This is a genomic window from Citrobacter sp. Cf125 (genome assembly GCF_030333935.1).
GTDB lineage: Bacteria > Pseudomonadota > Gammaproteobacteria > Enterobacterales > Enterobacteriaceae > Citrobacter > Citrobacter freundii.
Genome location: NZ_JAOWEY010000022.1, coordinates 391,806 through 406,233 on the forward strand (window position 1 = coordinate 391,806; position 14,428 = coordinate 406,233).

The 14,428-nt window shown below is 54.0% G+C and carries 13 protein-coding genes; 9 read left to right on the forward strand and 4 right to left on the reverse strand.

The features are described 5' to 3' along the window. Positions 1-2: 2 nt before the first annotated feature. The 5 genes from OGV89_RS06010 to OGV89_RS06030 are packed head-to-tail and all read left to right on the forward strand — an operon-like array spanning position 3 to position 5,390. A complete protein-coding gene (locus tag OGV89_RS06010) occupies positions 3-962 on the forward strand; it encodes a FecCD family ABC transporter permease (RefSeq protein ID WP_502874036.1) in 960 nt (319 codons plus the stop codon). Further along, on the forward strand, positions 959-1,720 hold the full coding sequence (locus OGV89_RS06015) for an ABC transporter ATP-binding protein (RefSeq protein WP_060854779.1): 762 nt from the start codon (positions 959-961) through the stop codon (positions 1,718-1,720). Before OGV89_RS06010 ends, OGV89_RS06015 begins: the two co-directional genes overlap by 4 nt. Before the next feature lie 9 nt (positions 1,721-1,729). Continuing rightward, complete coding sequence (locus OGV89_RS06020; protein ID WP_032949452.1) at positions 1,730-2,542, forward strand: class I SAM-dependent methyltransferase; 813 nt, start codon at positions 1,730-1,732, stop codon at positions 2,540-2,542. Further along, positions 2,539-3,396 carry a ModD protein gene (gene modD, locus OGV89_RS06025; RefSeq protein ID WP_115489456.1) on the forward strand — a complete coding sequence of 286 codons (858 nt, stop codon included), beginning with the start codon at positions 2,539-2,541 and terminating at the stop codon, positions 3,394-3,396. Before OGV89_RS06020 ends, modD begins: the two co-directional genes overlap by 4 nt. A 23-nt stretch (positions 3,397-3,419) precedes the next feature. Next, the gene (locus OGV89_RS06030; RefSeq protein WP_200003083.1) at positions 3,420-5,390 is read left to right on the forward strand and encodes a TonB-dependent receptor plug domain-containing protein; all 1,971 of its coding nucleotides are present in this window, start codon (positions 3,420-3,422) and stop codon (positions 5,388-5,390) included. Positions 5,391-5,431: 41 nt separating this feature from the next. Here OGV89_RS06030 and OGV89_RS06035 read toward each other — a convergent pair whose 3' ends face one another. Then, positions 5,432-5,686 (reverse strand): GlsB/YeaQ/YmgE family stress response membrane protein, encoded by a 255-nt coding sequence (locus tag OGV89_RS06035; protein WP_003020908.1) that lies wholly within the window; start codon positions 5,684-5,686, stop codon positions 5,432-5,434. 201 nt (positions 5,687-5,887) lie between these two features. Between OGV89_RS06035 and ycgR the strand changes: the two genes are divergently transcribed. Beyond that, positions 5,888-6,622 carry a flagellar brake protein YcgR gene (ycgR, locus tag OGV89_RS06040; RefSeq protein WP_003020911.1) on the forward strand — a complete coding sequence of 245 codons (735 nt, stop codon included), beginning with the start codon at positions 5,888-5,890 and terminating at the stop codon, positions 6,620-6,622. 11 nt (positions 6,623-6,633) lie between these two features. Here the strand turns inward: ycgR and emtA are convergent, their stop codons facing one another. Further along, a complete protein-coding gene (gene emtA, locus OGV89_RS06045; protein ID WP_003020914.1) occupies positions 6,634-7,245 on the reverse strand; it encodes a membrane-bound lytic murein transglycosylase EmtA in 612 nt (203 codons plus the stop codon). 98 nt (positions 7,246-7,343) lie between these two features. Here emtA and ldcA point away from each other — a divergent pair, with 98 nt between their 5' ends. Beyond that, a complete protein-coding gene (gene ldcA / locus OGV89_RS06050; RefSeq protein WP_286558301.1) occupies positions 7,344-8,258 on the forward strand; it encodes a muramoyltetrapeptide carboxypeptidase in 915 nt (304 codons plus the stop codon). A 97-nt stretch (positions 8,259-8,355) separates the two neighbouring features. Next, entirely contained in the window at positions 8,356-10,089 is a 1,734-nt protein-coding gene (locus tag OGV89_RS06055; protein WP_049016299.1) for a potassium/proton antiporter, read from the forward strand. A 51-nt stretch (positions 10,090-10,140) separates the two neighbouring features. Here OGV89_RS06055 and dadX read toward each other — a convergent pair whose 3' ends face one another. Both dadX and OGV89_RS06065 read right to left on the reverse strand, forming a co-directional pair. Further along, the gene (dadX, locus tag OGV89_RS06060; RefSeq protein WP_003020922.1) at positions 10,141-11,211 is read right to left on the reverse strand and encodes a catabolic alanine racemase DadX; all 1,071 of its coding nucleotides are present in this window, start codon (positions 11,209-11,211) and stop codon (positions 10,141-10,143) included. 12 nt (positions 11,212-11,223) lie between these two features. After that, positions 11,224-12,522, reverse strand: a complete 1,299-nt coding sequence (locus OGV89_RS06065; protein WP_003841565.1) for a D-amino acid dehydrogenase — start codon at positions 12,520-12,522, stop codon at positions 11,224-11,226. Positions 12,523-12,844: 322 nt separating this feature from the next. Between OGV89_RS06065 and OGV89_RS06070 the strand changes: the two genes are divergently transcribed. Beyond that, a complete protein-coding gene (locus OGV89_RS06070) occupies positions 12,845-14,377 on the forward strand; it encodes a SpoVR family protein (RefSeq protein ID WP_003844058.1) in 1,533 nt (510 codons plus the stop codon). Positions 14,378-14,428 lie beyond the last annotated feature (51 nt).

Consider the following 14,428-nt stretch of genomic DNA (forward strand, 5'->3'; position numbering starts at 1 on the left):
TGATGATTGCTGCGGTGGTGCTTTGCGCGAGCGTCGCTGCGGTATCGGGCGCGTACCGCCTGGATGCGCAACAGGTTGTGAATCTTATTACAGGTACTGATGACGTCCCGATGCAGGACAAAATCGTCTTCTGGCAAATCCGCCTGCCGCGCATTCTGGCTGCATTGCTGCTCGGCGCGGCGCTGGCAGGCGCAGGAACCACCTATCAGGGCATGTTCCGCAACCCGCTAGTCTCGCCGGATATCCTCGGCGTGGCGGCGGGTGCCGGTTTAGGTGCCTGTACGGCAATCCTGTTTGGATTACCGATCCTGTTCATTCAGCTGTATGCGTTCACCGGCGGTTTATTCGTGGTCGCCGGTGTCTGGTTGATTACCCGGCGAGTCAAGCGCCACGACCCGGTGTTAACGCTGGTTCTGGTCGGGATTGCGCTGGGTACGGTATGTGGCGCGGGGATTTCACTCATCAAAACGCTGGCCGACCCGTATACCCAACTCCCGTCTATCACCTTCTGGATGCTGGGCGGTTTATCAACGATTACGCTGCACGATCTGTGGTTCTCAGCACCGCTGATCTTCACTGGACTGGTCCCGCTATTGCTGCTGCGCTGGCGCATGAACCTGCTCACCCTGTCGGATGATGAAGCACGATCGCTTGGCATCAACGTCGCCCGACTGCGTCTGGGACTGATCGTCTGCGCAACGTTAATCACCGCCTGTACCGTCGCCATCGCGGGCATCATCGGCTGGATTGGGCTGGTTGTGCCGCATATCGGCCGACTCCTCAGTGGCAATAACCACCAGCAGTTGCTGCCGGTTTCCATGGGAGTCGGCGCCATTTTGCTGCTGCTCACCGATACCCTCGCCCGTACGCTTAGCAGCACGGAAATTCCTCTGGGGATCTTGACTGCATTTATTGGCGCACCGTTCTTTTTGCTGCTTTTGCTACGGGGAAATCGCCCATGACGCTACTGACCGTCCGCCATGCGTCGTTGGGATACCACAGTAACCAGCCCGTGCTACGCGATGTCTCATTTCAGGTTTCGCCCGGCTCAGTCTGTTGTCTGCTTGGTGCCAACGGTAGCGGAAAAACCACCCTGATGCGCACCATTCTCGGCGTTCTTTCGCCGCTTCACGGTGACATTTTGCTTGATGGCATCGCCATAAATCATCTCAACGATCGGCAACGCGCCGCCACTATTGCCTGGGTCCCTCAGGCGCATGACGGCGCATTTGCCTTTAGCGCACTGGACATGGTGATGATGGGATTGGCCCCGCAACTGGCGGCATTTGCGGTTCCCGGGGCTAAAGAACACGAAATTGCTCATCAACAACTGGCGATGCTGGGGATCTCTCACCTGGCGCCCCGGCGCTGGAACACTCTGAGCGGCGGAGAGCGCCAACTGGTATTGATTGCCCGCGCGCTGGCGCAACGTCCGCGCCTTTTGTTGCTGGATGAACCCGCTTCCAGCCTGGATTTTGGGCATCAGATCCGTCTGCTCGACACGCTGGTGACGCTGAAAAATTCGGGTATGGCCCTGCTGATGTCGACGCATCATCCGTTGCACGCCCGGGCAATCGCCGACAGCGTGGTACGCGTTGAACCGAACGGTGAGGTTTCGCAGGGGCTTCCTGAACACCAGCTCGCCACCGATCGCCTGGCTGCGCTGTATCACGTTACACCGTCACAAATTGCCCACCACCTCTTTGGCTCTCACAATTAAGGAATAAGAATGCTCATTGACGACATTGATTTTGCCGATCTTTACCGTAAACAGTTACAACTGGCGAACAGAACCGAGAAAAAGCCGGAGCACTGGGATAAACGTGCGGAAAAAATGGCAGAGAATTGCGCCTCATTAACCGACAGCTATTTGCTACAGCTATTGGGGAAAATCGACCTGCAAGGAGCGGAGTCGCTGTTTGATATGGGCTGCGGTCCCGGTACGGTCTCGCTGGCGCTGGCTAAAAAGATACCAATAATTTACGGCGTAGATTACAGCCAGGGAATGCTGAGCGTTGCTGCCCGCCGCGCTGTGCAAATGAACGCCCGTCACGTACAGTGGGTGCAGCGGGCCTGGGAAGAACACTGGGATGATTTACCCCAGTGCGATATCGCCGTCGCCTCGCGCTCTACGCTGGTTGCCGATATGCGCCAAGCGATGACCAAACTGAATAATCAGGCCCGGCTGCGGGTTTACACCACCCATCTCGTCAGTTCATCTTTCGTTTCCCCCACCATTCAACGTGCGCTGGGCCGCGAGGTGATTGAACTTCCCAACTATATCTATGCGCTTAATGTCCTGTATCAGATGGGGATCCACGCGCACGTTGATTTTATCCGCGGGCCCAACTGTCAGCAGGACAATAGTACCTGGATGCGCTTTCTGGAAAACGTGCGCTGGAGTATGGGCGAACTAAGCGCCGACGAGGTCGAACGTCTGGAAACCTGGTATCAGCAGCAGGATCCACGCGCGATTGCCCCCGCCAGCCGTGACTGGGCGCTTATCTGGTGGGACAGTGTGCCGCGGGAGGCGCTGCGATGATCTACTTTTCGCAGGCGCAAACCGACGCGCTGCTGCTGGAAGATATTCAGGGCGGCGATCTGACTACCCGCGCGTTGGGAATTGGCGCACAGCCCGGCGTTATGGAGTTTTACCATCGCCAGGGCGGGTGTGTTAGCGGCACCGCCGTTGCCAGACAAATGCTGACGTCATTGGGCATAACCGTCAGCGATATTATGGCCGATGGCGAACGAGCGAGCGCGGGACAGAGAATAATTTGTGCGCACGGAAATGCGGCGGCGCTACACCAGGGCTGGAAAGCGGTACAAAACGTTCTGGAGTGGAGCTGCGGAGTTTCGGGCTATCTTGAGAGCATGTTGAGCCAACTGCGCCAACGCTATCCTGATGGGCAGATTGCCTGCACCCGCAAAGCCATTCCCGGCACGCGTTCGTTGGCGACTCAGGCAATACTCGCTGCCGGGGGCATTATTCATCGCGGAGGATGCGCCGAAACGGTGCTGCTGTTCGCTAATCACCGCCGTTTTCTTACCAACCCAAACGACTGGACAAACGCGGTTGCGCGCTTACGCAGCCATGCGCCAGAAAAAAAGATCGTCGTCGAGGCGGATACGCCAGATGAAGCATTAGCCGCGCTACGCGCCGCGCCCGATGTTCTGCAACTCGACAAATTCACCCCTGAGCAGGCGACAGACATTGCCCGCCTGGCACCTTCACTGGCCCCTCATTGCACGCTGGCGCTGACTGGCGGCATTACCCTCGCCTCGCTGGCGAGTTATCTCGACTGTGGCATCAGGCTCTTTATCACTTCCGCACCTTATTACGCTCCACCTGCGGATATCAAAGTTAGCCTGAGCCCGGACGCACGTGGCATATAACATTAAAAAATGGACTAACAATAATGAATTTCAACAAAAGTTGTCTTTACACAGCCCTGTCGTTTGCTTTCGCGCACAGTGCTTTTGCTGGGCAAGAAAGCGAAACCATGACCGTCTGGTCAAGCCCGGCCTCCGCGGCAACAACTACGGTTCTCGGTCAGGAAACGATGCAGCAACTGGATAAGCAAAACGTGGCGCAGGCGCTAAGCGTCGTCCCCGGCGTGGTGCTGCAAAAGTCGGGCAACCGCAATGAGCAGCAGGTGAAAGTACGCGGTTTTGACAGCCGTCAGGTTCCCGTCTTTTTTGACGGTGTGCCGGTGTACATCCCCTATGACGGCAACCTCGATTTAGGCCGTTTTCTGACATCCGATATCGCTTCAGTTGAAGTTTCCAAAGGCTACTCATCTCTGCTACAAGGGCCTAACCAGATGGGCGGTGCCATTAATATCACCACCAAAAAGCCCAACAAACCAATTGAAGGCAGCATCGGCTATCGCCAGGGCTGGAGTCGTAGCAAAGACAACGCTCACGATATGCACGCTTCATTTGGTGCCAGTAACGATCTGGGTTATATCCAGCTCAGCGGCAGCCAGTTGAAGCAGGATTTCCTTGGCTTACCGCACGGCGTGGACAATCCGGTTGCGGGCAGTCACGGCAAGATTGCCAACTCGTCCGCCGATGATAAACGCGGCATCGTGAAGCTGGGCTTTACCCCTCGCGGCGATGATGAATATGTCCTGACCTATATTAATCAGGACGGTGAAAAAGATAACCCACCATATGCCGGAACCAGCAGTCAGAAATCACGCTACTGGCAATGGCCACAGTACGATAAAGAGAGCTATTACTATCAGGGCACCACCCATCTGGGCGATCGTTTCACTCTGAAAAGCCGTCTGTATCGCGATACCTTTGAAAATACGTTGATGATGTACAACTCGCTTGCCGATCTGAAAAACAAAAAAGGCAACTACAGTCATTATTCAGACTATAGCGATGGAGCTGGCCTGCAGCTCGCTGCGGATATGCGTGAAAACGACCTGCTCTCTTTCGCCGTAAACTGGAAGGATGATGTTCACCGCGAGAAAGGCGCACCGAATGCGGCTTACGACCGTTACGAAGACCGCACCTGGTCTGTTGCCAGTGAATATCAGTGGGCGGCGGCGGATAATGTCGATGTAGTGGCGGGAATAAGCTATGACTGGCGCGACAGTCTGGAAGGCATGAAGCACGAAAAAAATGGTAGCGTCACCCACTATGATGACAACAATCAGTCGGCCTTCAACTGGCAGATGATGACCAAATATCACTTCGAAAATGCAGACACATTAGCGCTGTCCTATTCTGACAGAACGCGTTTCCCTACGTTGAAAGAACGCTACACGACCTCAAAACCGGCCTATAACCAGGTGGCGCTGGTCAATCCGCAGCTTAAACCTGAACGCGCCCGCAGCGTGGATCTGACCTGGAATGGGTCACTTAGTCAGAACTGGGGATTCGAAGCCAGCGTGTATTACAACCGCATCAGCGACGCCATCCTTTCACACAATATTGATGCCGACACCATTCAGAATCAGAACAGCGGCCGGGTGGATTACACCGGTCTGGATGCAGGCGTTAAAGGTAAAGTCTTTGATATACTGGATGTCGGTCTGAGCTACGGCCTTATTCATGCAGACGTCAAACGCAGCGACATCGGCAAGATTACCGACCTGCCAACGCAAACCCTGACTGCCTGGATGACGCTGAAGCCATGGGATCCGCTCAGTATTACGCTGTCAGAAGAGGCCCGTTCGTCGAGCTATAGCAATAGCGACGGCTCACAGAAAGCCGCTGGTTTCGCCATTACCCATTTACGCGCTGACTACGCCATCGGTCACGGATTCAGCGTTAACGCGTCGGTCAATAACCTGTTCGATACGCAGTACGTTTATAGTGAAGGATTTATTGAAGAAGGCCGTAATTACTGGGCGGGGATTGAGTATCAGTTCTGACTTAGCAATACAGAGAAACGGCCCCCGCGGGGGCCGTTCGATTAATCTCGCCGCACCAGTCGGAAGACACCCAGCACAACAATCGCGCCGACCACGGCCACCAGGAAGCTGTGGAGATTAAACCCGCTGACATCGCCGCCGATACCAAACATCGTTGCCAGCCATCCACCGACCACAGCACCGACAACACCGAGAATACAGGTCAGGATAAATCCACCGCCATCGCGCCCCGGCATAATCAGTTTGGCGATAACCCCCGCAATCAGACCAAAAATAATCCAGGCAATAATTCCCATTTTCAGGCCCTCTTTCCAGTGAACGCACGCGCAAGACATTCTTGCGCCAGCCTTTAAAGTATAGGCAAACCATCGCTATATGCTGTTTTCACGCAGACTTAATTCATTGGCGTTGGTAAAAAATTTCATCCATTTGTATTAAGTTCCGTTGATTGATGCCGATAATCCAACGACAAACCAGGCATCCGGGAGTCATTAGGTGTGAGTAACTACAATGAGCAGTTCCTGAAGCAAAATCCGTTAGCGGTGTTAGGTGTACTTCGGGACTTAAAATCGCAGCAGGTTCCACTGCGTATCTCCTGGTCGGGCGGCCAGTTCATCAGTAAAGTTCTGGCCGTCAGCCCGGACGAGCTGGTCATGGATTTTGGTAGCCAGGAATATGAAAACCAGGCCGTACAGCGGGCCAGTCAGATCTCGATTATCGCCGAAACGCAGGGAGCCAAAGTAGAATTCACCCTGCCACAGTTAAAAAAAGGTGAGTATCAGCAACTGCCAGCGTTTATTTCATCCTTGCCGCCTTCCCTGTGGTTTGTTCAGCGTCGGGAATATTTCCGCATCGGCGCTCCGCTGCATCCTCCCTATCGCTGCACGGCAAAAATGCCGGACAACAGCACGCTGTGCTTTCGCTTATTCGATTTGTCGCTTGGCGGTATGGGCGGGCTGTTAGAAACGGCAAAACCAGAAGGACTGGTAGAAGGTATACGCTTCGCGCAGGTTGAACTGAACATGGAACAATGGGGGGTGTATCACGTTGACGCCCAGCTTATTTCCATTAGCGAACGCAAAGTTATCGACAGTAAAAACGAAACCATTACCACTCCCCGCCTGAGCTTTCGTTTTCTCAACGTCGGCCCGGCGGTGGAGCGGAACTTACAGCGGATTATTTTTTCCCTTGAGCGAGAGGCCCGGGAAAAGTCGAACAAAGTACGCGATTAACATCACCTGAATTACATTACATCCAGCGCTTGCTGAAGCTTCCAGATATAGCGCGGAGCCTGCGGCGCCGGATGATTGTCCGCAACATGTTCAATAAATTCATCCGGGCTGAGATCGTTGATCTTATTGATGGCTTTCTTCCTGTCGGAAGAGAACGTTCGCAGCAATGCTCCCGCTCCGTTAGCGTACGATACTACCAGCGCATACTGCATCACCTGCGGATCCTCGATCCCTGCCAGCGGCCCGGTCTCCAGAATACTCAGGTATGCGGCCCCCATGGAGATATTGCGTTCGGGGTTTTTCAACTCGCTGGTCGACGGCTCTCCGCTCCATCCCATGCGACGATAAACATCGCGGCCTGAAGTCGAGGCTTTTAACTGCATCAGACCAATCGCATTAGACTTACTGACCGCATTCGGATTACCGCCTGATTCAATGGCAATAATAGCGGTAATCAATTGTGGACTGACACCCCAGGCCGCACCGGCTTTTTCACTGATCGGCATCCATTGCATTGCGCGTTTAACCGGAACTTCAGCATTCCACGGCGGGTTTTTGTAATCATGTTTTGAACTACAGCCCGCAAGTAATACAACCAAAAAAGCAAACCATCTCAATTTCACGTCATCTATCCTTATAGCCGGAACCTGTCGCTGAGGTGACAACGACATACCTACGCGGCATGATATACATTTGGTTTTAGTTGTAGCAAGGAAATGCCATGTCCCGGTTTCACTTAATTGCCCCATCGGGCTACTGTATCAATCAGCAGGCTGCGTTACGTGGGCTTGCACGTCTTACTGAGGCCGGTCATCAGGTCGACAATTCAGCGGTCATTGCGCGCCGCTGCCAGCGTTTTGCGGGTACAGAGGCAGAAAGGCTTGCTGATGTGAACTCGCTCGTTAATCTGAAAACCCCCAATACCATTGTGATGGCGGTACGTGGCGGCTATGGCGCGAGCCGTTTACTGGAAGATATTGACTGGCAAGGGCTGGCAGCCCGCCAGCAACAAGATCCGCTGCTGCTGTGCGGACACAGCGATTTTACGGCGATCCAGTGTGGTCTACTGGCTCAAGGGAATGTGATTAGCTTCAGCGGCCCGATGCTGGCGGCCAACTTCGGTGCCGAGGAGATGAACACATTCACCAAGCACCATTTCTGGCAAGCATTGCGTAATGCCCAATTCACCCTCGAATGGCAGGGTGACGGTCCGCAGTGCGCGACTGAAGGTACACTGTGGGGCGGAAATCTGGCGATGATCATTTCGCTGATGGGTACACCGTGGATGCCGGCCATCAAAAACGGCATTTTGGTGCTGGAAGACATTAACGAGCATCCATTCCGTGTCGAGCGCATGCTGCTGCAACTGTACCACGCGGGAATACTGGCCCAGCAAAACGCCATTATCCTCGGCAGTTTTAGCGGCAGCGCGCCGAATGATTACGACGCTGGTTACAATCTTGATTCAGTTTGTGATTTTCTGCGCACCAGGCTGTCCGTTCCGTTGATCGGCGGCCTCGATTTTGGCCATGAACAACGCACCGTCACCCTGCCGCTGGGAGCCAGAGCGGCGCTGAAAAACGATAAAAACAGCACTCAGCTCACCTTAAGTGGGCATCCGGTACTAAAATCGTAAAAAAAGCAGCTAATGGGGCTAAGTAAAACGCTGTTTCTGTCGTTATTATGGTAGGGTTTATTAATACGAAACAGCGTAATTCAGGAGTAACCGAACGTTGGATGCCGCAGCAATTATTAGCCTTTTTATTTTGGGTTCCGTTCTCGTCACCTGCAGTATCTTACTCAGTTCATTCTCATCACGTCTCGGTATCCCAATTCTGGTGATATTTCTCGCTATCGGTATGTTAGCGGGTGTGGATGGTATTGGCGGCATACCTTTCGATAACTATCCTTTCGCCTACATGGTGAGCAACCTGGCACTGGCGGTTATCCTACTCGACGGTGGCATGCGCACTCAGGCCAGCTCTTTTCGCGTTGCGTTAGGCCCGGCGCTATCGTTGGCGACGGTCGGTGTGCTGATTACTTCCGGACTCACTGGCATGATGGCCGCGTGGCTGTTTCATCTGGATCTTATCGAAGGGCTGCTGATTGGCGCGATTGTTGGTTCAACTGACGCCGCGGCGGTCTTTTCCCTGCTTGGCGGTAAGGGGCTTAACGAACGCGTTGGCTCTACGCTGGAAATTGAATCCGGTAGTAATGACCCGATGGCCGTGTTTTTGACCATCACACTCATCGCCATGATCCAAAATCACGAGACCGGTTTAAGCTGGATGTTCGCGGTGCACATTATCCAGCAGTTTGGCTTAGGAATCGTTATCGGTCTTGGCGGTGGATATATGCTCCAGCAGATGATTAACCGCATTTCTCTGCCTGCCGGACTGTATCCACTCTTGGCGTTAAGCGGTGGGATCCTGATTTTTGCCCTGACCACTGCGCTGGAAGGCAGCGGTATTCTGGCGGTTTATCTGTGTGGTTTCCTGCTGGGGAATCGCCCCATCCGCAACCGATTTGGTATCCTGCAAAACTTCGACGGTCTGGCCTGGCTGGCGCAAATCGCCATGTTCCTGGTGCTTGGACTGCTGGTTACGCCGTCCGACCTGCTGCCTATCGCAATCCCTGCGCTGATTTTGTCTGCGTGGATGATATTCATTGCCCGCCCGCTTTCGGTCTTCGCCGGACTGCTGCCGTTTCGTGGCTTTAATCTGCGCGAGCGTATTTTCATCAGTTGGGTGGGTTTGCGCGGCGCGGTGCCGATCATCCTCGCCGTCTTCCCAATGATGGCGGGCCTGGAGAACGCGCGCCTGTTCTTTAACGTCGCCTTCTTCGTGGTACTGATCTCGTTGCTGTTTCAGGGAACGTCACTTTCATGGGCCGCGAAAAAAGCCAAGGTGGTGGTCCCTCCTGTCGGCTGGCCCGTTTCGCGCATTGGTCTCGATATTCACCCAGATAACCCGTGGGAGCAGTTTGTTTATCAGCTCAGCGCAGATAAGTGGTGTGTGGGTGCCGCGCTGCGCGACCTGCATATGCCGGAAGAAACGCGAATAGCCGCCCTGTTTCGTGACAACGTGCTGTTTCACCCCTCCGGCAGCACGCGTCTGCGCGAAGGCGACGTATTGTGTGTTATTGGTCGCGAGCGCGATCTCCCCGCTCTCGGCAAGCTATTCAGCCAGTCGCCACCGGTGTCGTTAGACCAGCGCTTCTTCGGTGATTTTATTCTGGAAGCCAGCGCGAAATATGCCGATGTGGCGCTGATTTATGGCCTGGATGATGGCACAGAGTATCGTGATAAGCAGCAAACGCTGGGTGAAATTGTCCAGCATCTGCTTGGTGCCGCGCCGGTCGTCGGTGACCAGGTGGAATTCGCTGGCATGATCTGGACGGTGGCCGAGAAGGAAGATAATGCAGTGCTGAAGGTCGGTGTTCGCGTTGCTGAAGACGAGGATGAGTAAAGAGGATGTTGTTTGCCGGGTGGCGGCAGCGCCTTACCCGGCAAACAAAAGTTACACCGTCACAACCGGTACGCGCAGCGCCAAAGAACACATCAACTCGTAGCCCACCGTTCCTGCTGAGGTAGCTACATCGTCAATTTTAATCTCTTTGCCCCACAGCTCTACCGGTGTCCCGATCCCTGCCTGCGGGCACGGTGTCAGATCTACCGCCAGCATATCCATTGAGACTGTCCCCACCGTCCCGGTACGTACACCGTCCACCAGCACAGGCGTTCCGCTTGGCGCATGGCGCGGATAACCGTCTGCATAGCCGGTCGCCACTATTCCAATGCGCTGCTCGCCGCTGGCGGTGTAACGGCCACCGTAACCCACCCGATCGCCAGCTTTCAGCGTTTGTATGCCGATTATCTCGCTGCTCAGAGTCATCACTGGCTTCAGGCCGGTGTTGGCGATGTCCCGCCATTGTCCCGAAGGCGACGCGCCATACAAAATAATACCCGGACGAACCCAGTCATAGTGCGCTTCAGGGTGCCACAGCGTGGCGGCCGAATTCGACAGTGACCGTCTGCACTCCAGTCCTTCTGTTGCCAGCGCAATACGCGCCATTGCTTCCTGGATACCTTCCGGGTGCTCTGCATCTGCAAAATGCGACATCAGCGTCATTTCGCCGACGTTGGGCATCGCCCGCAGCTGTTGCCAGACCGTTGGAACTCTTTCCGGTAAAAACCCAAGCCGGTTCATACCGCTGTTCACCTTCAGGTAAACATCGAGCGGTGCTTTGAGGCGGGCATTCTGCAATGCTTTTAGCTGCCAGTTACTGTGTACACAGGTGGTCAGTCGATAATTGTCATATACCGTCAGGTCTTCAGCGTGGAAAAAACCCTCCAGCATGAGTATCGGGCCTTTCCATCCGCGCTCGCGCAGGGTTATCGCCTCTTCAAGATTGAGCATGGCAAAACCATCGGTTGTGCCCAGCGCATTCCAGACGCGTTCAATGCCGTGTCCATATGCATTGGCTTTCACCACCGACCAGACGCGAGCGTCCGGCGCTGCCTGGCGGGTAATGGTCAGATTTTGTTTCAATGCCTGCAGGTCAATGCTGGCCAGTATCGGGCGGGTCATCTCACGTCCTTATCAGTTATGTGCGCCATGTAAATGTCGTGGACGAGAGGGGGTAAACCCCGGACTGTAACGCGCCACGCTCAGATCGTCATAAGGTATGGCTGGCGTACGGCCAGAAAGGATATCGCTCAGCAACTGACCGGAACCGCAGGCCATGGTCCAGCCCAGCGTGCCGTGGCCGGTATTGAGCAGCAGATTCTTAAAGCGGGTGCGCCCCACCACCGGCGTACCGTCCGGCGTCATCGGACGCAGTCCAGTCCAGAAGGTTGCCTGCTCCACATGACCGCCGCGCGGGAAGAGATCGCGTACGACCATTTCCAGCGTTTCACGACGAGGTTGTAGCAGCTCTGTATTAAAACCGACAATCTCCGCCATGCCGCCAACCCGAATACGATTGTCAAAGCGGGTAATAGCGATTTTGTAAGTTTCATCAAGGATAGTAGAAACCGGCGCACCGTCGTCTTGCGCTACCGGAATAGTCAACGAATAGCCTTTGAGCGGATAGACCGGGATATCAACGATCCCTTTCAGCATCGCCGTGGAATACGAACCAAACGCCATCACATAGGCATCGGCTTTGATAATCTCTTCGCCGCACTGGACGCCATAAATCTGCTCACCATCGCTCAGCAGCTTATCGACCGGGGTGTTAAAGCGAAACTTAACGCCCGCCTGCTCCGCCATCTGCGCCAGACGCTGGGTAAACAACTGGCAGTCGCCGGTTTCATCATTCGGTAAACGCAGACCGCCGGTCAGTTTGTGCGCCACTTCTGCCAGTGCCGGTTCGACTTCCGCCAGACGATTTGCTTCCAGGAGCTGATATGGCACGCCAGCGTCTTCGAGCACGGCGATGTCGCGAGTGGCGTTCTCATACTGTTGAGCGGTACGGAACAGTTGCAGGGTTCCGCCCTGACGTCCTTCATACTCAATACCGGTAGAGGCGCGCAGCGCTTTCAGACAATCACGGCTGTATTCCGCCAGTCGCACCATGCGTCCTTTATTTTCCATGTAGTGGCTGGTGTCGCAGTTGCGCAGCATCTGCCACATCCATTTCAACTGGAACTGGGTTCCGTCAAGACGAACGGCCAGCGGAGCGTGGCGCTGAAACATCCATTTGATTGCTTTAAGCGGTACGCCTGGTGCCGCCCATGGTGCCGCATAACCTGGAGATATTTGCCCCGCGTTCGCCGCACTGGTTTCCAGTGCCGGACCGGGCTCACGATCAATGACGGTGACATCGTGTCCAGCCTGACTTAAGTACCAGGCGCTGGTCACGCCAACGACACCACTTCCCAGTATGACAACTCGCATAGCCACTCCGTTAACAGTAAAAGAACAATCTTCTAATTACATCTTGATAACTCAGTTGAAAATATTATTCAACATATGGCTTTTTTATGGTGACTTATCTCACATATAGCGGTGATGGCGGGGAACTCTCTGCTTTGGCATCTCCTGCTGTGCGTTATTTTTATCCAGCATAAAATTTTGCGGCAATGCCGTTTTTCAACGCCTCGCTAACGAGAAATCGCAAAGAAAAAATTTCTGCCGCAGCACGTTTTTTAACACCATGATCTATGCTTGAAATGAGGTACTCCAGACAGAGAGTGCCGCCAACAATGAGGGTGCGCGAATGGCTACGATTGATTCCATGAACAAGGACAGCACACGGTTAAGCGATGGACCCGACTGGACGTTTGATCTGCTGGATGTCTATCTGGCAGAGATAGACCGCGTGGCGAAACTCTACAGACTGGATACCTACCCGCACCAAATCGAGGTGATCACCTCCGAACAGATGATGGACGCTTACTCCAGCGTCGGGATGCCGATCAACTATCCTCACTGGTCGTTTGGTAAAAAGTTTATTGAAACCGAGCGCTTGTATAAGCATGGTCAGCAGGGACTGGCCTATGAGATTGTTATCAACTCCAATCCGTGTATCGCGTATCTGATGGAGGAGAACACCATCACCATGCAGGCGCTGGTGATGGCGCATGCCTGCTACGGACACAACTCCTTCTTCAAAAACAACTACCTGTTTCGTAGCTGGACGGATGCCAGTTCCATCGTCGATTACCTAATCTTCGCACGAAACTATATAACCCAGTGTGAAGAACGCTACGGGGTCGATGAAGTCGAAAAGCTCCTCGACTCCTGCCATGCGCTGATGAACTACGGCGTTGACCGTTACAAACGCCCGCAAAAAATCTCCCTACAGGAAGAGAAAGCCCGGCAGAAAAGTCGTGAAGAGTATCTGCAAAGTCAGGTCAATATGTTGTGGCGCACGCTGCCGAAGAAAGAGGAAGAGAAAAGCGTGGCGGAAGCCCGGCGTTATCCCTCTGAGCCACAGGAAAACCTGCTGTACTTCATGGAGAAGAACGCCCCGCTGCTGGAGTCCTGGCAACGTGAAGTGCTACGCATTGTACGCAAGGTCAGCCAGTATTTTTATCCGCAGAAACAGACGCAGGTGATGAACGAGGGCTGGGCCACTTTCTGGCATTACACCATCCTGAACCACCTTTATGATGAAGGTAAAGTCACCGAACGGTTTATGCTGGAGTTTCTGCATAGCCATACCAATGTGGTATTTCAGCCACCCTACAACAGCCCGTGGTATAGCGGGATAAACCCTTATGCCCTGGGGTTTGCCATGTTCCAGGATATCAAACGTATTTGTCAGTCGCCGACCGAGGAGGACAAATACTGGTTCCCGGATATAGCGGGTTCCGACTGGCTGGAAACCCTGCATTTCGCGATGCGCGATTTCAAAGATGAGAGTTTTATCAGCCAGTTCCTGTCACCGAAGGTAATGCGCGATTTCCGCCTGTTCACCGTGCTGGATGACGATCGTCACAACTATCTGGAGATTTCTGCGATTCATAACGAGGAAGGATATCGTGAGATCCGCAACAGGTTGTCGTCGCAATACAACCTGAGCAACCTGGAGCCGAATATTCAAATCTGGAATGTCGATTTGCGTGGCGACCGTTCGCTCACCTTGCGCTATATTCCGCATAACCGCGCACCGTTGGATAAAGGACGCAAAGAAGTGCTCAAGCATGTACACCGGCTTTGGGGTTTTGATGTGATGCTGGAGCAGCAGAATGAAGATGGCAGCGTGGAGCTGTTGGAGCGTTGTCCGCCAAGGATGAACGGTCTGTAAATCTTATTGCCGGAGGCGGTGTAAACACCTTATCCGGCCTACGAAGTGCAT

Bases quoted from the DNA above. Each gene is read 5' to 3' on its own strand.
- OGV89_RS06010 (WP_502874036.1), top strand. From the start codon at position 3: ATGATTGCTGCGGTGGTGCTTTGCGCGAGCGTCGCTGCGGTATCGGGC.
- OGV89_RS06015 (WP_060854779.1), top strand. From the start codon at position 959: ATGACGCTACTGACCGTCCGCCATGCGTCGTTGGGATACCACAGTAAC.
- OGV89_RS06020 (WP_032949452.1), top strand. From the start codon at position 1,730: ATGCTCATTGACGACATTGATTTTGCCGATCTTTACCGTAAACAGTTA.
- modD (WP_115489456.1), top strand. From the start codon at position 2,539: ATGATCTACTTTTCGCAGGCGCAAACCGACGCGCTGCTGCTGGAAGAT.
- OGV89_RS06030 (WP_200003083.1), top strand. From the start codon at position 3,420: ATGAATTTCAACAAAAGTTGTCTTTACACAGCCCTGTCGTTTGCTTTC.
- OGV89_RS06035 (WP_003020908.1), bottom strand. From the start codon at position 5,686: ATGGGAATTATTGCCTGGATTATTTTTGGTCTGATTGCGGGGGTTATC.
- ldcA (WP_286558301.1), top strand. From the start codon at position 7,344: ATGTCCCGGTTTCACTTAATTGCCCCATCGGGCTACTGTATCAATCAG.
- dadX (WP_003020922.1), bottom strand. From the start codon at position 11,211: ATGACCCGCCCGATACTGGCCAGCATTGACCTGCAGGCATTGAAACAA.
- OGV89_RS06065 (WP_003841565.1), bottom strand. From the start codon at position 12,522: ATGCGAGTTGTCATACTGGGAAGTGGTGTCGTTGGCGTGACCAGCGCC.
- OGV89_RS06070 (WP_003844058.1), top strand. From the start codon at position 12,845: ATGGCTACGATTGATTCCATGAACAAGGACAGCACACGGTTAAGCGAT.